This is a genomic window from Chlamydiales bacterium (genome assembly GCA_031292375.1).
Lineage (GTDB): Bacteria > Chlamydiota > Chlamydiia > Chlamydiales > VFKH01 > JARLHF01.
In genome coordinates this window covers 1-19224 of the sequence record JARLHF010000014.1, presented here as the reverse complement: position 1 = coordinate 19224, position 19224 = coordinate 1, and the positions used below count along the sequence as shown (strand labels likewise).

Here is a 19224-nt window from a genome sequence, read left to right as displayed (position 1 = left end):
ACTTCTTGCATAATTAGCGTTGCTAAAAAAAACAACTTTAACAAGCAAATGTAATTACGCAAGAAGTTTAGTATAAATTTCTTCGATGATTAACGCATTTTTTAAGGCAATTTCTGCTGGGATGATGCTTGATTTTTTTTCGATGATGCTTGTAGCAAAATGTTTTAATTCCTCTACATAGACGTTGGATGCTTGCACTGGAAAATAGACTTTGGTGCCATCTTCTAAGATATGGCAAAAGGATTCAACAGGATCGAGAGTTTGCCTAAGAGATGCATAACTGACGAGCCTAGATTTGGACCCAACAACTTCAAAGCCGCTATCCAGTGGGCTTTCAAAAGAGCATTCTAGAGAGGCAAGGGCTCCATTTGAAAGTCTAAAGCTTGCTAAAACTGTTTGATCTACTTCTTCTATATTAGCCATTGCTGATATAGAAATAATCTCTTGATCAGAGATAAAGTGGATAAAATCAATAAGATGTACACCGATATCTTGTAGTACACCTCCTCCAAAAGCCTTTTTGTATTTCCAGCTTTCCTTTGGAACAGGAATAGAGAAATGTACACGTATTCTTAAAAGCTCACCAAGAGCATGTTCTTGCAGAAGTTTCTTTGTTTGTAATACACAAGGTTTGAAGCGAAGAGAGTGTCCCACAAAAAAAAGCGTATATGAGTTTTGGAATGCTTGAAGCATGTTTTTAATGGCCAAAGAGGTAGGGGCAAGGGGCTTTTCGCATAATGTTGGCATTTTATGAAAGGCACATGCAAGCGCATCTTCTTCATGCATATGATTAGGTGTGCAGATCATCACAGCTTCTACATCAAGATGGCTTAAAAGTTCATCCCGACTTGTAACGACATGAGGGATATGAAAGGTCTCTGCAATTTTTCTGCCCGCTGCAAGGTCACGTTTTTGTAAGCAGGTAATTTTGATGATACCTGCTTCTTGTGCGGCGGGTAGGATACGCCTTGTTGCAAAACTGCCGCATCCGAGTATGCCAAGTTTGATAGGATCTTTTTTTAAGTTGCGCATGAGATTCATACTATGAATGAGTAATAAAAATTGCAAATTAAATGCAGAAGCGTATATGTATAAAATTATTTATATATGGAAGAATATGAGCCAGATAAATCCTTACTTTGTTCCATTAAAGTTAGAGGTGCGTGATAACACAGATGCAGCGCCAAGCTCTCACCTTTTTGGCGGCGGGCGAAAAATGGTACGTCTTGTTGTATTAGAAAAGGATAAGATGTTTAACATGGTGGCAGCAAGGCTTAGTTCAGAAAAATTTGAAGACGCAAAAAAAGAACTTGCTAAAGAAAAAAGTCTTTCTATTTTTAGGTGCTGGGTACCAGTAATCATAAAAAAAGGAGACAAAGAAGAGCATATATTAGTCAATATTCGCAGCGTCGCAAAACGCCTGGGTGTGTCAAGAAAAGCTGTATTTGAAGCTGCAAAATCAGGTACCTTTCAAGATTTAATCAGCGAAAGTAAAGCATGTATTACAGCTTTTTCAAAGTTATCTTCAGAAATGCGCGCGTTTATTAATTCAAATAGAGATGCTTTCTGTAAAGCGGGGCCAAGTTATCAACCAGACCCTTCTGGCCTCTGTGATGGTCTTTTATTTTCTAAGAGTGGTGCTGTATGGATGCATTTTAAAGGAGAAAGTAGAGATTTTGCAGTGAATTTTGGTAGCCAAGAACAAGTTGTGTTTGATGCGCCAAAAGCAAAAAATCTATCAGAATATAGTAAAGAATTAGATGAAAATATTATCCATGCTCAAAGTGCTTTTAAGGCTTTTCAAACAGCTCTGTATAGGTTTGAAAATGGGATTTCCGATAAAGAAATTAGAGAGATAAGTAACTATATTATTTTTTACCGAAAAGAAAAACAAAAAAAGGCGGTTAATAGCTCGGAAGGGGTCTCCTATGTAAGGAAAAATGAACCTCCTCATAACCTTGCAAGAGATGTTCAATTTAATGCTGATGGCACTGTATTTATTCATTTTAATAAAAAGATATTTGATGAACGATCTAAAGTAACTACCCCTAAAAATATACATTTGGCAATAAATTTTGATACAAAAGAGCTTTTCACCGTTACACGTCTGGATAGGATGCAAGAGATTGATTTTCTCAAGCGCTTTGAAAATAAGTCAGGAATTGCTCAAATAACGCAATGTGTAACAGTAAAAGGAGAAATTGCTGAGACATTTTTTATTCAGCCTCTTTATGAAAGAGATCTTTATTCGGCTGTCCGGTCTGGCGAGTTGAGCCCAAAGCAAAAGGCACAAATTGCTTTAGAACTACTTAGAGGTGCAAAAGCATTGGCGGAAGAGGGTGTGATCCATAGAGATATTAAGCCTAAAAATATACTTCTTGATAAGAATAATCATGCTTATATTGCGCATTTTGAGTCTGCTGTTGAAAATCTGGATTTGGAAAATAAAGGAAAGAGCGCTGGAGATAGCGAATACTATTCTCCAGAGTATCGTAATGCTATAGAAAAGAATAGTAACTTAAAAGATGCGACCACATCTAAGCATGATATATGGGCTCTTGGTCGTGTGATTCATTTTATTGTTTCTGGTAGTGATGAGTGGTTTGGAATAGAGAGAGAGCCAACGGAACCTTTGGAAAAAGAGCCTTTAAAATGGCTTGTTCGAGATCTTCTGCGAAAAGATCCTAAGGAACGTTTGTCAGCAGCTAAAGCCCTTGCGATGTACGAGCCCCATTTGAAACGCATTTTTGGGTGTGTATGAATGAGATGAATCCCTCCTTTGATCCATTAAAGCTAGATGTGCGTGATAACACAGAGGCAACACCGACCTCTCGTTTTTTTGGCGGTGGGCGAAAAATGGTACGTCTTGTTGTATCAGAAAATGATAAAATGGTTAATTTAGCAGCAGCAAGGCTTAGTGAACAAGGATTTAAAGAAGCACAAGAGAAGCTTGCTCATGCAAAAGGCCTTTCTATCTTTAGGTTGTGGGTTCCAGTAACCATAAAGAAGGATGGAAAAGAAGAATCTATATTAATCAATATTCGCAGCGCTGCAAAACGATTGGGAGTATCAAAGCAAGTTGTATTTGAAGCTGCAAAATCAGGTACATTTCAAGAGTTACTTCGAAGTTTTAACCCAGTTTCTTTCCAAGGCTTGAAAAAGACAATGGAGAGTGCAGGTGTTAAAGTTTCTTTAGAACCTTTTTCAAAAATGTGTACGTATATTGCGCTAAATAGACAAAAATTGTGTAGGCCTGTAGAAGGAAGTATGGTTTATCAACCAGATCCTTCAGGTTTTGTTAAAGGGTTTCTATTCTGTTCTGATGGTACTGTATTCATTCATTGTAAAAGCAATATTCCTGGAAAGGATTTTATAATTAATGCTGATAGTCAAGAACAGTTGGTATGTGATGTGAACCGGGGTGCTGCAGTGCGCGCTAAAAACGCGTTTAGTTACTTTCAAACTACTGTGAGAGATGCTGGTATTATAATTTCATCACAAGAGCTTTTAAAGGTATATAACTATATTGCAACTTATGAAGAGACTAAGTTAGAAGAAGCAAAGAAGTCACAAGACCACAGTAGTTATGAAGATTGTTTTTTGAATCTTGGCATGGGTATTCAATTTAATACTTCAGGAGAGGTTTTTGTTCATTTTAATAAACCGGAGCGATCTGAGGCATGGGTTGCGGTGAAATTTCATGAAACAAAATTGATTAAGGTACTTACATTTAACTCTACAGAGTCCGATACTACAAAAAAAATAGCAGATAGCTACAGGGCAGCAAGAGAGTCTTATCGTAATGCACCTAATGTAAAAGCATCTTATTCTAGAGTTAAAGATGCTATTCAAGCTCATATTCCTAATATTACCTCTGAAGAAGTTGAAAAGATCTGTGGTTATATTACATGTAATCGAAAGGAAAAACAAAAAGAAGCGGCTAGTAGTTTGGAAAAAGTGTCTTACGTAAAGGCGCGCAAGCCTAAGGATAATCCAGATCATCCTTGTAGGGCAATTCAGTTTAATGCGGATGGTACTGTATTTATCCATTTTAATAAAAAAAAATTAGGGGATAGGGAGCTTGGAAGGGGTAGTTATAAGAAAGTGCGTTTAGCACTTAATTTTGATACGGGAGAGCCTCTTGCTGTTGCGCGTTTGATACTTAAAAGCAAAAAATATACATCTGCTACAGCTGCTGTGGAGCGCGAGTTTGGTTTTCTTCAGCGTTTTAAGGATTCACCTGGAATTGCTCAAGCGACTCAATGTGTAAAAGTAGATGGAAATGTTGCTAAGATGTTTTTTATTCAGCCTATTTATAGTAGAAATCTTAATGAGGCTATAGGAAAGGATTTAAATCCAAAAAAAGAGGCGCAAATTATATTAGATCTACTTAAAGGCGCACAAGAATTAGAAAAAAAAGGGGTAATTCATAGAGATATTAAGCCTGAAAATATATTTTTAGATGCAAAGGGAGATGCTTATATTGCAGATTTTGGACTCGCTCTTGATAATGATAGGGATCTACAAGCAAAAGGGCACAGAGCTGGAACTGCAGGATTTTATTCTCCAGAGTATGAGCATGCTAAAAAAGAACAATTGGCAGATGTGACCACGTTTAAGCATGATATGTGGGCTCTTGGTCGTACGATTTATATAATGCACTATGCGCGCGCGCCTAATATCCCAATAGAAAAACCAAAGAATTCTTTGGAAAACGGCACTGTGAGGTGGCTTTTATATGATCTTCTGCAAAATGATCCTAGCAAGCGCCTTTTAGCGTCTGAGGCTCTTGCAAAATATGAAACACTGTTGAAACGTATTGCAGAAATATCATGAATAATAAATCAATTGTAGCAGTAGATAGTGCTCGTTTCTCTAAGTACTTTGCAAAGCCTTTGTATGATACTTACTCTCTTAAAAGATACGAAGAGAGTTTGACATATATTTTTGGTGGTATGCATGAATGAGATGAATCCTTCCTTTGATCCATTAAAGCTAGATGTGCGTGATAACACAGAGGCAACACCGACCTCTCGTTTTTTTGGCGGTGGGCGAAAAATGGTACGTCTTGTTGTATCAGAAAATGATAAAATGGTTAATTTAGCAGCAGTAAGGCTTAGTGAACAAGGATTTAAAGAAGCACAAGAGAAGCTTGCTCATGCAAAAGGCCTTTCTATCTTTAGGTTGTGGGTTCCAGTAACCATAAAGAAGGATGGAAAAGAAGAATCTATACTAATCAATATTCGCAGCGCTGCAAAACGACTGGGAGTATCAAAGCAAGTTGTATTTGAAGCTGCAAAATCAGGTACATTTCAAGAGTTACTTCGAAGTTTTAACCCAGTTTCTTTCCAAGGCTTGAAAAAGACAATGGAGAGTGCAAGTGTTAAAGTTTCTTTAGAACCTTTTTCAAAAATGTGTACGTATATTGCGCTAAATAGACAAAAATTGTGTAAGCAAGCAGGAGATAGCGCAGCACATGTAGTTTATCAACCAGATCCTTCGGGCCTTGTTAAAGGGTTTCTATTCTATTCTGATGGTACTGTATTTATTCATTGTAAAAGCAATATTCCTGGAAAGGATTTTATAATTAACGCTGATAGTCAAGAACATCTGGCATGTGATGAAGAGGGGCTTGCTATACTGAACGCTGCTAGGGCCCAAAACATATTTCATTACTTTCAAACTACTGTAAGGGATGCAGGTGTTACAATTTCATCACAAAAGCTTTTAGAGGTATGTAATTACATTGTGACTCATCAAGAAGATAAACTAAAGGAGATGAAAAAGTCTCTTAAGTATATCAGTTATGAAGATAGTTTTTTGAGTCTTGGCATAGGTATTCGATTTGATGCTTCTGGCGACATTTTTATTTACTTTGATCAATCAAAACAATCTGAGGTGAGTGCTCCTAAAAAGAGATGGGTTGCGGTGATATTTCATGAGGCAAAATGGGATAAGACATTTACATTTAGCGCTAGAGAATCAGATACTACAGAAAAAATAGCAGATAGTCACAGGAAAGAAAAAGCTGCTTATTTTAGAGTTGGAAATGCTATTCACAGGGTGGGTATTTCTAGCATTCCTCTTGAAGAAATTAAAAATATTTGTAGTTATATTGCTCTTTACCGAGAAGAAAAACAAAAAGAAGCTGCCAATAGCTTAGATCAAGTTTCTTATGTAAGAGCAAATAAGCCTCCTCATAATCTTGCAAGAGGTATCCAATTTAATGCTGATGGTACTGTATTTATCCATTTTAACAAAGAACGATTACATGGTGATAAAAAACTTGGAGAGGGTGGTTTTAAAAAAGTGCGTTTAGCATGTAATTTTGATACAGGAGAGCCTCTTGCCGTTGCGCGTTTGGTAGACAGGGGCCAGAGGAGTTCAAAAGATCCTAGTGGCAGCCTTGCTATGGCACGAGAGTTTAGTTTTCTTCAGCGTTTTAAGGATTCACCTGGAATTGCTCAAGCAATTCAATGTGTAAAAGTGAATGGGAATGTTGCTAAAACATTTTTTATTCAGCCTCTTTATGAAAGAGATCTTTTTTCAACTGTCCGGTCTGGTAAGTTGAGTCCAAAGCAAAAAGCACAAATTGCTTTAGACCTGCTTAAAGGCGCACAAGAGTTAGAAAAAAAGGGTGTAATTCATAGAGATATTAAGCCTGGAAATGTATTTTTAGATGCGAAGGGACGTGCTTATATTGCAGATTTTGGAATTGCCCTTGATGATACAGATCTAATAGGAAAGCAGCAAGCAAATGGAACTCGTGCATTTTGCTCTCCAGAATATATAAGCAATTTTAATAAACCAGAACAGTTAGCAAATGTGACCACGTTTAAGCATGATATGTGGGCTCTTGGCTGTACGATTTATACGATGCTTAATGGAAATAGGATGCCAACTGAGGCGTTAGTACAGGCATTTAGAAGGACATCGCCTTTTGGAGAGCTTGTATTTGATCTTTTGCAAAAAGATCCTAGCAAGCGCCTTTTAGCATCTGAAGTTCTTGAAAAATATGAAACACAGTTGGGATTCATTATGGCCACGTCGTGAATGATAAATCAATTGCAGCAGTAGATAGTGCTCGTTTCTCTAAGTACTTTGTAAAGCCTTTGTATGATACTTACTCATTTGCAAGGATACCAGAGACCGTTATAAGATTGTTGACAGGAAAGAGCACTCATTCTCTTCCAGAAGATGCTATTGGTGGAGTATGGGACAAATACGATTGTGTGCTTCTGTTTTTAGTAGATGGCTTTGGTTTTCGTTTTTTTGATCAGTATGCATCAGAATATCCTTTTTTACGTCGTTTTGCTTCTGATGGTATTGTAACAAAAATTTCTGCGCAGTTTCCATCGACAACCGCTGCGCACATAACTACTCTCAGTACTGGAATGGAGGTTGGTCAAAGTGGTATTTATGAGTGGTTTTATTATGAGCCGCTTGTAGATCGTATGATTGCACCACTTCCCTTTTGCTATGCAGGAGATCGCTCTGTAAATACATTGTGTGATGCTAAGATACCTCCAGAGCAGTTTTTTCCAAAACACACTATTTATGAAGAGTTAAATAAGCATGGTGTTGATTCCCATGTTTTGCAGCATGAATCAATTGCTCATTCATTTTATTCTAGTGCCATGTGTAAGGGGGCTAATGTGCATCCCTTTACAAGTTTAACGGAAGGGTTGGAAAAGAGTGTGAATCTACTTGTGGAGTCATCAACAAATCCAGTTTATATCCATCTATACTTTGGTGATATAGATACGGTGGGGCACCGCTCTGGTATTCAATCCTCTGAATTTGCTCATGCCGTAGACTCTTGTTGGAAAGTTATGGAAGAGCATTTTTGGAAGAAAGTAGATTCTCTTGGAAAAAGGGTTGCTTGCATTGTAACTGCAGACCATGGAATGATTTCGCTCGATCCTAAAACAACGATTCAGTTAAATGAAATGTTTCCAGGAATTGTAGATGAATTTATTTGTAATGCTAAGGGCGAACCTCTTGTCCCTGCGGGTTCGAGTAGGGACTTTTTTTTACATATAAAACCAAAACGTTTAAAACCTGTTTTAGATATGTTAAGAAATGCTCTTAAAGGGATTGCAGAAGTATATCTAACTTCAGATCTCATAGAAAATGGATTTTTTGGTTTAAAAAGGCCTTCTCAAGAGTTTTTGAAGCGTGTTGGTAATCTTGTGATACTCCCTTACGCTAATGAAAGCATCTGGTGGCATCAGAAAGGGCGCTTTGAGCAGAATTTTTATGCATCGCATGGTGGGCTAACGCCAGAAGAGATGCACTCCTTATTCTTGTTCACAAAACTATAACGCAGGGCTTCACCCTGCAATATCATCTCTGGTTTTACCTAGGGCGGATGCCCTAGGCTTTTATAAATCAGGCTTTCAGCCTGAAAATAACCCCACATAGCCATATTCAGGGTGAAACCTTGCATTATAAAAACCTATGGCATCCGCGATGATATCGCAGGGTGAAACCCTGCATTATAAAAGCCTATGGCATCCGCGATGATATCGCAGGGTGAAACCCTGCATTATAAAAGCCTATGGCATCCGCGATGATATCGCAGGGTGAAACCCTGCATTATAAAAGCCTAGGGCAACGCCCTAGGAAGGCTGGGAGCCCTAGGAAGACTGGGAGCCCTAGGAAGGCTGGGAGCCCTAGGAACCAGGTAAATATTAACGTTTGGAGAACTGGAAGCGCTTACGAGCACCAGGCTGACCATATTTCTTACGCTCTTTCTTACGAGGATCGCGAGTTAGGAAGCCAAGAGACTTAAAGTCATGTCGTTTGTTTTCATCTTCTTTAACAAGAGCACGTGTGATTCCAAGACGAATGGCAATCACTTGGCCTTCGATACCACCACCTTTAACACGAATGATCATATCATAGTTATTTTCGATGCCATACTTGTTGAGAGGAGATAAAATCGTAGCTCTTTGTAGGTCTAGAGGAAAGTACTCATTGAAAGCACGTCCATTTACTTCGATAGTACCGTTACCAGGTCTTAAGCGAACAGCTGCTACTGCAGTTTTTCTTCGGCCTGTTGCTGTAGTTTCTTGTAGAGTCATAAATTATTTCTTCCTTAGATCGTTGCGGAAATAGGTTGTTGAGGATCCATACTATGTTTATCGCCTTTGAAGATACGCAATTTCTTTACTTGTGCTTTTGCAAGACGAGTCTTTGGCATCATGCCCTTCACAGCGTGTTCGATGATGTATGTAGGGTTACGAGCCATCATGTTACGGTAGGGAATTTCTCTCATCCCGCTCATGTAACCTGTATAGTAAGTGTAAATTTTTTGAGCTTCTTTTGCTCCTGTTACGCGAATTTTTTCAGCGTTGATGATAATCACACCATCACCGCAATCAACGTGCGGTGTAAAGCAAGTCTTATGTTTTCCGCGAAGAATTTTTGCAACTTCAGAGGCAAAGCGTCCTAAAGTTTTCCCAGAGGCATCTAGGATAAACCATGAGCGCTTAATTTTCTCTCTGTTTTGCATAACTGTTGTATTTTTGTTTTTAGGTTGCATGATGCTTATAAACCTTTTCGATTAATTGAAACTTGAAAGGGCAAACTATAGCTGTTTTCTACTATTTTTGCCAACTTGTTTTTACATGTTAAGTTCTTGTTTGATGCGAGAGCGAATTTCCATCTCTTTATTTCTGACAAGATAGATGCTGCAAAGAATACCTATCAGGCATAGAACAGTCGCAGCATGTAGTATTTTATATTTTAAAGATTTTTGAGCAGCGGGGTGAAATTGTAGTTTTTGAATGAATCTGCCTGCAATTAGATCGCATACGATAAGGAGTACAACAAATGTAAGTTTCATATGAAACCAGCCAAGAGATGCGCCAAATTTTGTTTGAGGCAGAAGAAATAGTCCTGTAATGATAACCAAAACCAGAGAAGGAATATTCACCATAAGATAGATTTTTTTACAAATTTGTGCTAGACGCAGCTGTATTTTCTCATCTTCTTTGGGGAAATAACCTAAGAGCCCAGTGAGAGTTACAAGGTTGCCAACCCACACAAATACGCATAAGACATGAAAAACTTTTAAGAGAACCATAAGATTACCACTGTACATAAAGAGATATAATGGGATAGAATAGCGCTTCATTTAATGCAACTTTTTTTGACTTTAGGGCCATTTATTATGCAGCGCAAACTTAAAAGTTTTTATATACGCACTTATGGATGTCAGATGAATGAGCTAGATTCTGAGCTCATGATAGGTCAGCTTGAAAAGAGAGGACTTACAAGAGCAAATGATGAAGCGGATGCGGATCTCTTAATTTTCAATACATGTTCTATCAGAGACTTGGCCGAGCGCAAGGTTATGGGAAAGATTGGCAAGCTTGCAAGTCTTGGCAAGATACAGCAAAAAAGAGCTGTCATCGGTGTTACTGGTTGTATGGCTAATGCAAAAAAAGAGACTCTTTTTAGAAAGCTTCCCCATGTTGATTTTGTTTTGGGTACTAATAATATTGGTGACTTAAACCAAGTTTTAGATGAAGTTATTGATACAGGCAAGCAAGCTATTCGAACAGACGATCAGTTTGAGGAAAATTTAGATTACCTTGCTGCTAAAAGAGAAGATCCAGTTAAAGCTTTTGTTTCTATTATCAGGGGTTGTGATAAGTTTTGTACTTATTGTGTTGTTCCCTACACAAGAGGGCAGGAGGTTTCAAGGCCTCCAGAAAGCATTTTGGAAGAATGTCGCCATCTTGTGGCCTCTGGCTACAAGGAAATCACACTTCTTGGACAGAATGTCAATAGCTATGGAAAAGATAAGCCTGAGTGGAACTGCTTGTTTCATGATCTTCTCTATAAAATAGATCAAATACCAGGAGTTGGCAGAGTACGTTTTATGACAAGCCATCCTGTTGATATTACAAGAGAACTTATGGAAGCAATAAGGGACTTGCCCTCTCTTTGTGAATTTGTCCACTTTCCGCTTCAGGCAGGATCTAATCGTATTTTGAAGAAAATGCATCGAATCTACACCGTAGAGCAATATTTAGAGAAAGTAGAGATGTTGCGTTCCATCGTTCCCAATGTTGCTTTGGGAACAGATATTATCGTGGGCTTTCCAACTGAAACAGATGAAGATTTTGAAGAGACATACAGGCTCTTAAAAGAAATTGAGTACTCTGTTGCTTTTCTTTTCGCTTATAGTCCTAGAAAGGGAACCCCTGCGATGCGCTGGCAAGATGATATCCCAGAAGAAGTAAAGCAAGAAAGATTGCAAAGGCTTCTTGCACTATATGCAGAGACAACATCTAAGAGCTTTCAGAATATGCTGGGGCAAGAAGTTGAAGTGCTAGTAGAGCGCAAGAATAGGGGAGATGAACGCCTTAAAGGGCGCACGCGCTGTTGGAAGAATGTCATTTTTTCAGGTGATGAGAATTTGGTTGGATCATTTCAAAAAGTGCAAGTGCATAGCTTTAGCAATCAAACATTACTTGGTGAGTTGCAAACATCTTTAAGGATTGTTTAAATGAGTCTACTTTCTCAATGGCTGCTGCGTATTGATGGGTGGGTTTGGGGGCCTGCGCTCTTGATATTTCTTGTGGGAACAGGAGTTTATCTTACCTTTTTACTTCGAGGATTACAGTTTTGCTATCTTGGGTATGCCCTCAAATTAGCATTTTCTAGACACAACAAGGAAGGGGCTGGTGATATCAGTCACTTTCAATCTCTTATGACGTCTCTTGCTGCAACAATTGGTATTGGAAATATTGCAGGTGTTGCAACAGCTATCATGATTGGAGGGGCGGGTGCGCTTTTTTGGATGTGGATAACTGCACTTGTAGGGATGGCAACAAAATATTCAGAGGCAATACTTGCTGTAAAGTACCGCATTGTTGATAAGAGGGGCGAGATGGCAGGTGGCCCTATGTACTTTATTGAAAGGGGATTTGGTTGTAAGTGGCTTGCTATTCTTTTTGCACTTTTTGGGGCAGTGGCAGCTCTTGGGACTGGTAATATGGTACAGTCGCACTCTGTTGCAGATGCAGTTCAAACGCTATTGCCTGTTAACCATTGGTGGATAGGCATCTCTTTGGGGATTCTTACAGCTTGTGTACTCTTTGGGGGCGTTAAGAGTATAGGTAAGGTCTCTTCTGTGCTTGTTCCTGTTATGGCTCTACTTTATTTGCTTGGTGGTCTTGCAATTTTAGTGATCTCTTATGATAAATTGCCAAAAGCCTTTGTACTTATCGTAGAAAGTGCCTTTACAGGCCAAGCTGCAGTTGGTGGATTTGTTGGATCTAGCTTGCTACTTGCCATTCAGATGGGTGTTGCAAGAGGTGTTTTTTCTAATGAGGCAGGCCTTGGAACAGCATCTATCGCAGCAGCGGCAGCTAAGACAGATGTTCCTGGTCGCCAAGCGCTCATATCGATGACAGGTACCTTTCTTGCAACACTTGTAGTTTGTACAATTACTGGGCTTGTCATTACAACAACAGGAGTAATTGGATCTGTAGGCCAAAGTGGAGAATTACTTAATGGAGGGCCATTGACGATGAGGGCTTTTGATTCTGTACTTCCAGGAGGTGGGCTTATAGTTACGATAGGTGTTGTCTTGTTTGCTTATTCCACAATCATTGGCTGGGCCTATTATGGGGAAAAGTGTATAGAGTATCTTTTTGGCGAGCGCTCTATTAATTTGTATCGCCTGTTATTTACATTATTTGTGGTTTTAGGCTCAGGTCTTAGTTTAGATGTTGTTTGGAGTCTTGCTGATATCTCTAATGGCCTTATGGCAATTCCCAATTTGATTGGTGTTCTGGGGCTGTCACATGTTGTTGCATCAGAAACAAGGGCATTTGAAAGACTTCTTAAAACAGAAAATTCAAGATTTTAATGTTTTTGATAGATGTGTGAGTGAGTGCATGATATTTGGATCGGATGCTTTTGCTTTTTCAATCTGTTTTATACTTGTCATTACAGTAGAGTGGTCTCTTGAAAAAAGATCTCCAATTTTCATGAAGGCAAGTTGAAGTTCACTGCGGCATAAGTACATTGCCATCTGTCTTGGAAAACTGCACTCTTTACTTTGGGCTTTACCAAGAATATCGTCAACGCGAATACCATAAAATTCTGCAACAGTTTTAATGATTTTTCGCGGTGTTAAAATACTTTCTTCTTCAATTTTTATAAGGTCAGCAAGAAGATTTCTAATATGATCTAGTGAAAAAAGTGGTGTGTTTTTTTCAGAGATGCCTTCTAGATGAGATCGAAGAACTAGAGCTTCTAGTGCTTTTAAAAGGGATTTAGAACTATTTTTAAACGTATTTAGGAAAAATTCTATAGTGTTTTCTGGTAATTTTATGTTCATGCTTTCTATTTTTTGAAGAAGCAGTTGTTTCATTTCATCTTTTTGTAGAGGCTCCAAGATAAGCACAATTCCCCACTCAAAACGGCTGATAAGCCTTGGTTCTATATCATGCAAATCTTTGGGTAGGTTTTTCGAGCTTAAAATGATCTGTTTTCCTTCAAGATGTAGGCTATTAAAGGTATGAAAGAGTTCTTCTTGAGTTGCGCCTTTTCTAGAAAAAATTTCGATATCATCAATAAAAAGAGCATCGATATTTCTATAAGATTCTCTAAAAAATTGCATTTCACCTGCCCTTATAGAGCTTACAACATGCTCTGTAAATGTCTCTGCACGCGTATAAATGACTTTTAATCCTTGGCTTTTTAGCCAGGTTGCAAGAGCCATTAGAAGATGTGTTTTTCCAGAACCTGCAGGTCCTGATAAGAACAGGGGATTTATTGATCCAAGAGATACACTCTGTTTATTTCCCATTCCTGCAAGTTCGCAAAATAGCTTATAGGGTACTGTATTACTTTTCGAGGAGACAAAGTTGTCTAGCGTATGACTCACATCAATGGGGTCTGAACGTAGTGAAAATGCAGGAGTTATAAGATGTCTGTTTTCTTTGTTGTCTAGTTTTTTTACTGAAGGAGCTAGTTGCTCTGCTATTTTTTTTGCAATGGATAGGTGAACTTTAATTCTTTTGTTATTTTTGTTAACAAATTGAGAAAGAATAATTGGGCGTACGTGTTCTTCAAACCAATGTAGTTGAAAGGAATCTTTAGCTTCTAAGTAAAGATTACATGCATCAAAGCCTGTAACTTTTAAAGGGGTAAGCCATTTTTTTACAGTGGCATACCCCAATTCTTTCTCTTGAGATAGTAAGAAGTCGTTCCAAGCCTTCATGGGCGTTAACTACCCCTTCATGACTTCTACGGTAGGGCGTTTTGGACGACTTAGTTGCTTATTGGTATACCATTGTTGTAATATGCCAAGGAGCATTGAAGAGAGCCAGTAAATGTTTAATCCCGATGGGAAGTTATAAAACATAACTGTAAAGAAGATGACCATGATATTGCTCATAAACTTTTGCTGTCTTTGTTGATCTGTCAGAAGAGCCGGGTCTTTGGGGGCAGTGGAGCTCATCTTTTGCTGAAAATACATGACAGCACCGAGTAGGAATGGAAGAAGATGAAACTCTGTTCCAACAAAGGGAATAGGGTAGCTCCAGCTGAAAAGCACATCTGGGGCAGTTAAGTTGTCGATCCATCCGGGAATGAATGGAACACCTCTCAAGGCAAATGTAGATTTTAAAAGATCAAACATACCAATCAAAAAGGGCATTTGGATCAAGATAGGAAGGCAGCCAGTGAATGGGTTGACATGTTTGGATCGATAGAGATTCATGATCTCCATCTGGGCTTTTTTCTGATCTTTTTTATGCTTAGCCTGGATAGCAGCAACTTCTGGTGCAAGCTCTTGCATGCGTCTCATCGATTTAAATGACCAAGCGTTGAGAGGGTAAAGCATTATGCGAAGTGCAATTGTTAGTAGTACAATGGATGCAGCCCATGACGAGGTAAGCATGTAAAAGAAGTTCATGAGGATGAGCAAGAACTTGGCAAAGGGTTCTGATATAAATGAGAACCAACCTTGAAAGCTTTGAGATGCGGTGTAATCAGGCTCATAACCAGTTTCTGGATCAAAAAAAGCGAGGTCTGCTGCATGTAAAGCACTCTCTGCATAAGGTCCTGCAAAAATGCGCATATTTATCGTCTCTTCATTACCTTTTAAAGGAAGAAGCGTGTTATAACCTGGAAATTCATTAATTTTAAAGCGCTCATACTTCGCATCTATATCGACAAGTTTAGTAGGTGCAAGTTTTCCTGGGACATACTGAATTTTGTAGCCACCAACAGTTTCATTGACAGGTCCAAGAATAATGCCTAGATAACCATTGGAATTGCTGACCCAATTGGGGTAAACAGAGCTTACTGAAATGGTCTCTTTCTCTTTGGGTAGATCCATTGTTTCGACATCTGCTTTGTTTTGTCTTGTGATGCGGTATTTTAGGACAGGTGAAAAGCTGCCAGAAATAAGCTCTACTTCTGGAACGCCCGTTGTAAGCCACAATCCTTTGCTATCCCCTTCAATCTTAATTGAGAGGTCAATAAAGTAGGGAACATGTTGAGATGGATTGTCGGGGTTTTTTGCAAGAGAAAAGGTTTTTGTAATACGTCTATGCTGTTGAATTGCTTCAAAAACGATATGATTTTCATCAAATTCTTTGACTTCATAAACAAGTTCAGCAAGCTCTGGATAGTCAGACACAATATTGAAAGCGTAATAACGAGGAGGCACTGTGATTTTATTTTGGTTTGGAGAAAGAACCAAATCCCTTCGAATGAGAGGATAGTATCCACCGATTTGCGTTTTTGTGTTTAAGGTGCGCTCAGAAGTAGATTCTTTGCTAGGAGTATAGTAAGAAGAGCTCGGAAAATGATCATTGTAGGGGTAGTCTGATTGCATTGTGCGGTCAAACTCAATTTCTCGAACCAAGCTGTTTGGGGTTTTATCATTTTTAAATGGTAGGTTAATTTCTTTGAGAGCAGCTCCATAGTTAGAAAAAACAAGTTGCTGGTAGGTATTTTCAAGCACAAAAAGTAGCTCTTTCGATTTTTCTTTAACCTCTTCTTCCTTTGCAGGGATAGGTGTAGGCGCTGCCTCTTTTGTTTTGGCAAGAGATTCTTTTTTCTTAGACCATTCTAAGCGCTCTTGTTCTTTTTGATTTTCAAAGTAATAGTTAAGTCCAAAAAAGACTGCGCCAATGCAGAGTATGAAAATTAGGGTACGTTTATCCATAATAAGTTAAGATTCCAATGCAGATTAAAAGTAAAAACTCTATCATAGTCATCGTTTGATTAAAAGGTTATATACAAACAAGTTCAAGAATTAGTTCTTGACAACGCGAAAGCTTTCGCGGTTCAACGATCATAATCAACTCCATATTGCTAATATTGAGTTGATTATGATCGTTGAGCCTCGGGGCTTTGGCGAGAGTCAAAAAACAATTCTTGAACTTGTTTGTGTATAAATTGAGAGTTTAAGATGCAGACCGTAATTGATGTTTTAGTAGAACGTGGATTTATAGAGGCCATGACAAGTGAGGAAATTAAAACTCTAGTCAAAACACCTCAAAGAGTTTATTCCGGATTTGATCCCACAGGAGATAGTTTGCATCTTGGGCATCTTGTGCCTATTATGGGACTTGCCTGGTTTCAGCGCTTTGGACACACACCTGTTGCAATTGTGGGTGGAGCAACAGGAATGGTAGGAGATCCTTCTGGAAAGAGTAAGGAGCGTAATCTTTTAGATCAAGAAACACTTGCTCACAATCTTCTTGGAATACGTAAAAATCTAGAGGCTATTTTAAATTTTAATGACGAGAGTACAAAGCCTTTTATTTTAAATAATTTTGATTGGTTTAAGCAGTTTTCTTTTTTAGATTTTTTGAGAGATGTTGGAAAAAATTTTAGAATAGGTTCAATGTTGTCAAAAGAGAGCGTACGGGTACGTATGCAGTCTGAAGAGGGGCTAAGTTTTACAGAATTTAGTTATCAAATTTTACAAGCCTATGACTTTTTGTATCTTTCAGAGCATCATAATGTGCTAATCCAGCTCGGTGGCAGTGATCAGTGGGGTAATATAACAGCAGGTACTGAGCTTATTCGCAAGGTACAGGGTAAGAGTGCGTTTGGTATTACATTTCCTCTTTTAAAAAGAAGTGATGGTAAAAAGTTTGGAAAAACAGAGGAGGGGGCTGTGTGGCTATCTTCTGAAAAAACATCGCCTTATACATTTTATCAATATCTTTTTAGTATACCCGATTTGGATGTGATACCACTAATGAAGATGCTCACTTTTATGGATATGGAAGAAATTAATCACTATGAGCATAAGATGCAGCAAAGTGATTATATTGCAAATACAGCTCAAAAGAAACTTGCAGAAGAAGTTACTCGTATCGTTCATGGGAAAGATGGCTTGGAAATAGCTTTAAAGGTAACTAAAGGAGCATCTCCTGGTTCAAATACCATTTTAGATATAAATGTTTTAGAAAATCTAGCTCAGGATATGAAGAGTAAGTCGTTTTCTAAAGTTGAGCTCATCAATGTTAAGCTTATTGATCTTTTAGTAAAGTTAGAAGCTGTTGCTAGCAAAGGAGAAGCACGACGGCTTATTCAAGGTGGTGGTGTGTATATCAATAATCAAAAAGTTATTGACGAATTTCGTGTCATAGTCATGGATGACTTTATTGAAGAGAAGATGTTTTTACTCTCAGTTGGAAAGAAACATAAGATGATTGTTGGAATTATTGCTTGAATGAAAATAGATTAAGAGTAAAATCATACGTTTACATAGGATTTTAAAATGGTGCGTTATAAGAGTTTAGAAAATGGAGATTAGAAAAATATGAGCACGATGACTAAAAAGAATTTTATCTCGACAATATCGCAAGATATTAATTTACACCCGAACACAGTACGTCAGGTTATTCAGTCTTTTTTAGACCAGATGACAGATGCCCTTTCGAGTGGTGATCGTTTAGAATTTCGCGATTTTGGTGTGTTTGAAGTAGTTAAAAGAAAGCCGAAAATTGGACGCAATCCAAAAGATGCTTCCGTTCCTATCGTAATACCAGCAAGATCTGCTGTGAAGTTTACGCCAGGCAAAAAGATGAAGCAGCTTATTGAAACGGAATAAAAGTTACCAATTTGCTTTAAAGACAATTGAGGGCGTATAGATGGCGCTCGTGTTTCTGCCGGCAATGGATGTAATAACCCCTAATTCCAGGTGCATGTGTTTATTGAAGTTATAAGCTATCGTAGGGACTATAGTGATGCTTTCAATGGAGTTTGTGTTGATTGTTGCTGGTGATAAAGGAGTTGTCCCTGCAAAGCCATAGAAAGAATTTTTATTAACATGTTGGTAGGATAGGTCTAAGACAAATTCTAAATGTTTTGTTAAATGCTGCTCTATGCCAAGAGTTAATATGAGGTAGTTGCCAGGTAGTATCGTCCCTTTTGTATTGTAATCTCCTCCAAAGAAATTGTATCCCGATAAGGAAACCCTATTAGTCCTGATGCCATAATTGAAGTTTCCAACAACTCTGAGGGAGTGTTCCTTTGAGTTCTTGAAGACTTTTTCTGCATAGAGTCCAAAGACAGTATAGAAGCAGCCATCACTTGTACCATCTGTTTTAAGTCTAGATGGGTTGAGATGTTCGTGTTTACCAAGTGGAAAAATTTCACGTACAAACACTAGACAGTTTGGTTTTAAAGAATTTTCTTGTTCCTTCAGGATTTGGTAGGCCAAACGAAGTTGGAAATTGCTGATATTAGCATCTTTTTGTTGATGTGTTTCTTGGCGCAAAAAGTAAACATCACTTTCAAGATCGATATTTTTGACTAGCCCTACAAAGGTTTGAATTCTGTAAGTCATCGTTACAAAATGTGCATTTTGTATTCTGTTCCAATGGCTATCATATTTATCACATTCATTTTGGTAATAGAAAAAAGTTCTATTGGTTATGTGACCTGCTTTTTCTACAACACCAGGAGATGTAAGAAGGGTGCCGCTCCACCAAGGCTCAAAATCTTGATCCCATGCAGTGTTTGAGTATCCTTGAATGGATTTGCATAATAAAAGTAAAAATAGAACAAAAAACTTCATGCGTATTTTATTAGACTTCTTGCGTAATTACATTTGCTTGTTAAAATTGTCTTTTTTGACATCTTTATCGTTAAATTTTTCAAGCATATGTTCACATATGCTTGAAAAATTTATCAATAAATCTACTCAAAAAATTTCAATTTTTCTAA

General features: G+C 38.1%; 16 protein-coding genes. 9 read left to right on the top strand and 7 right to left on the bottom strand.

All coding sequences use genetic code 11. The features are described from left to right. Window positions 1–54 precede the first annotated feature (54 nt). The gene (locus P4L16_02475; protein ID MDR3623988.1) at window positions 55–1032 is read right to left on the bottom strand and encodes a Gfo/Idh/MocA family oxidoreductase; all 978 of its coding nucleotides are present in this window, start codon (window positions 1030–1032) and stop codon (window positions 55–57) included. Between the two features lie 85 nt (window positions 1033–1117). On the opposite strand from P4L16_02475, the gene P4L16_02470 reads away from it, so the two are divergent. From P4L16_02470 to P4L16_02450, 5 genes are read left to right on the top strand one after another with little or no spacing between them, the layout of a single operon-like run. Continuing rightward, window positions 1118–2761 (top strand): protein kinase family protein, encoded by a 1644-nt coding sequence (locus P4L16_02470; GenBank protein ID MDR3623987.1) that lies wholly within the window; start codon window positions 1118–1120, stop codon window positions 2759–2761. Then, window positions 2758–4836, top strand: coding sequence for a protein kinase family protein (locus tag P4L16_02465; GenBank protein ID MDR3623986.1), 2079 nt, complete (start codon window positions 2758–2760; stop codon window positions 4834–4836). Before P4L16_02470 ends, P4L16_02465 begins: the two co-directional genes overlap by 4 nt. Continuing rightward, entirely contained in the window at window positions 4833–4967 is a 135-nt protein-coding gene (locus P4L16_02460; GenBank protein ID MDR3623985.1) for a hypothetical protein, read from the top strand. Before P4L16_02465 ends, P4L16_02460 begins: the two co-directional genes overlap by 4 nt. Then, window positions 4960–7053, top strand: a complete 2094-nt coding sequence (locus P4L16_02455) for a protein kinase family protein (GenBank protein ID MDR3623984.1) — start codon at window positions 4960–4962, stop codon at window positions 7051–7053. The genes P4L16_02460 and P4L16_02455 overlap by 8 nt, the downstream gene beginning before the upstream one ends. Then, window positions 7050–8324 carry an alkaline phosphatase family protein gene (locus tag P4L16_02450; protein MDR3623983.1) on the top strand — a complete coding sequence of 425 codons (1275 nt, stop codon included), beginning with the start codon at window positions 7050–7052 and terminating at the stop codon, window positions 8322–8324. The genes P4L16_02455 and P4L16_02450 overlap by 4 nt, the downstream gene beginning before the upstream one ends. Before the next feature lie 369 nt (window positions 8325–8693). Here the strand turns inward: P4L16_02450 and rpsI are convergent, their stop codons facing one another. The 3 genes from rpsI to P4L16_02435 form a co-directional block, all read right to left on the bottom strand. Then, complete coding sequence (gene rpsI / locus P4L16_02445) at window positions 8694–9086, bottom strand: 30S ribosomal protein S9 (protein MDR3623982.1); 393 nt, start codon at window positions 9084–9086, stop codon at window positions 8694–8696. A gap of 14 nt (window positions 9087–9100) precedes the next feature. Further along, on the bottom strand, window positions 9101–9547 hold the full coding sequence (rplM, locus tag P4L16_02440) for a 50S ribosomal protein L13 (GenBank protein ID MDR3623981.1): 447 nt from the start codon (window positions 9545–9547) through the stop codon (window positions 9101–9103). 81 nt (window positions 9548–9628) lie between these two features. Then, a complete protein-coding gene (locus P4L16_02435; protein MDR3623980.1) occupies window positions 9629–10141 on the bottom strand; it encodes a CopD family protein in 513 nt (170 codons plus the stop codon). A 36-nt stretch (window positions 10142–10177) separates the two neighbouring features. On the opposite strand from P4L16_02435, the gene miaB reads away from it, so the two are divergent. Beyond that, window positions 10178–11521, top strand: coding sequence for a tRNA (N6-isopentenyl adenosine(37)-C2)-methylthiotransferase MiaB (gene miaB, locus P4L16_02430; GenBank protein MDR3623979.1), 1344 nt, complete (start codon window positions 10178–10180; stop codon window positions 11519–11521). Further along, window positions 11522–12889: a sodium:alanine symporter family protein gene (locus tag P4L16_02425; protein ID MDR3623978.1), complete on the top strand. Its 1368-nt coding sequence runs from the start codon at window positions 11522–11524 to the stop codon at window positions 12887–12889. It begins immediately after the preceding gene. On the opposite strand, the gene dnaA is transcribed toward P4L16_02425, so the two are convergent. Both dnaA and yidC read right to left on the bottom strand, forming a co-directional pair. Next, window positions 12878–14248 (bottom strand): chromosomal replication initiator protein DnaA, encoded by a 1371-nt coding sequence (gene dnaA, locus P4L16_02420; GenBank protein ID MDR3623977.1) that lies wholly within the window; start codon window positions 14246–14248, stop codon window positions 12878–12880. The two genes, P4L16_02425 and dnaA, sit on opposite strands and share 12 nt — an antisense overlap. A gap of 9 nt (window positions 14249–14257) precedes the next feature. Further along, on the bottom strand, window positions 14258–16204 hold the full coding sequence (gene yidC / locus P4L16_02415) for a membrane protein insertase YidC (protein ID MDR3623976.1): 1947 nt from the start codon (window positions 16202–16204) through the stop codon (window positions 14258–14260). 246 nt (window positions 16205–16450) lie between these two features. Between yidC and tyrS the strand changes: the two genes are divergently transcribed. Next, entirely contained in the window at window positions 16451–17725 is a 1275-nt protein-coding gene (gene tyrS, locus P4L16_02410) for a tyrosine--tRNA ligase (GenBank protein ID MDR3623975.1), read from the top strand. A 90-nt stretch (window positions 17726–17815) separates the two neighbouring features. After that, on the top strand, window positions 17816–18106 hold the full coding sequence (locus P4L16_02405; GenBank protein ID MDR3623974.1) for an integration host factor subunit beta: 291 nt from the start codon (window positions 17816–17818) through the stop codon (window positions 18104–18106). Window positions 18107–18109: 3 nt separating this feature from the next. On the opposite strand, the gene P4L16_02400 is transcribed toward P4L16_02405, so the two are convergent. Next, on the bottom strand, window positions 18110–19075 hold the full coding sequence (locus P4L16_02400; GenBank protein ID MDR3623973.1) for a hypothetical protein: 966 nt from the start codon (window positions 19073–19075) through the stop codon (window positions 18110–18112). Between the last annotated feature and the right edge of the window lie 149 nt (window positions 19076–19224).

What these genes read in the sequence shown, in the direction of transcription:
- yidC (MDR3623976.1), bottom strand. Translation starts at nt 16,204, where the DNA reads ATGGATAAACGTACCCTAATTTTCATACTCTGCATTGGCGCAGTCTTT.
- P4L16_02425 (MDR3623978.1), top strand. Translation starts at nt 11,522, where the DNA reads ATGAGTCTACTTTCTCAATGGCTGCTGCGTATTGATGGGTGGGTTTGG.
- miaB (MDR3623979.1), top strand. Translation starts at nt 10,178, where the DNA reads ATGCAGCGCAAACTTAAAAGTTTTTATATACGCACTTATGGATGTCAG.
- tyrS (MDR3623975.1), top strand. Translation starts at nt 16,451, where the DNA reads ATGCAGACCGTAATTGATGTTTTAGTAGAACGTGGATTTATAGAGGCC.
- P4L16_02475 (MDR3623988.1), bottom strand. Translation starts at nt 1,032, where the DNA reads ATGCGCAACTTAAAAAAAGATCCTATCAAACTTGGCATACTCGGATGC.
- P4L16_02455 (MDR3623984.1), top strand. Translation starts at nt 4,960, where the DNA reads ATGAATGAGATGAATCCTTCCTTTGATCCATTAAAGCTAGATGTGCGT.
- P4L16_02400 (MDR3623973.1), bottom strand. Translation starts at nt 19,075, where the DNA reads ATGAAGTTTTTTGTTCTATTTTTACTTTTATTATGCAAATCCATTCAA.
- P4L16_02470 (MDR3623987.1), top strand. Translation starts at nt 1,118, where the DNA reads ATGAGCCAGATAAATCCTTACTTTGTTCCATTAAAGTTAGAGGTGCGT.
- dnaA (MDR3623977.1), bottom strand. Translation starts at nt 14,248, where the DNA reads ATGAAGGCTTGGAACGACTTCTTACTATCTCAAGAGAAAGAATTGGGG.
- P4L16_02405 (MDR3623974.1), top strand. Translation starts at nt 17,816, where the DNA reads ATGAGCACGATGACTAAAAAGAATTTTATCTCGACAATATCGCAAGAT.
- rplM (MDR3623981.1), bottom strand. Translation starts at nt 9,547, where the DNA reads ATGCAACCTAAAAACAAAAATACAACAGTTATGCAAAACAGAGAGAAA.
- rpsI (MDR3623982.1), bottom strand. Translation starts at nt 9,086, where the DNA reads ATGACTCTACAAGAAACTACAGCAACAGGCCGAAGAAAAACTGCAGTA.
- P4L16_02465 (MDR3623986.1), top strand. Translation starts at nt 2,758, where the DNA reads ATGAATGAGATGAATCCCTCCTTTGATCCATTAAAGCTAGATGTGCGT.
- P4L16_02435 (MDR3623980.1), bottom strand. Translation starts at nt 10,141, where the DNA reads ATGAAGCGCTATTCTATCCCATTATATCTCTTTATGTACAGTGGTAAT.
- P4L16_02460 (MDR3623985.1), top strand. Translation starts at nt 4,833, where the DNA reads ATGAATAATAAATCAATTGTAGCAGTAGATAGTGCTCGTTTCTCTAAG.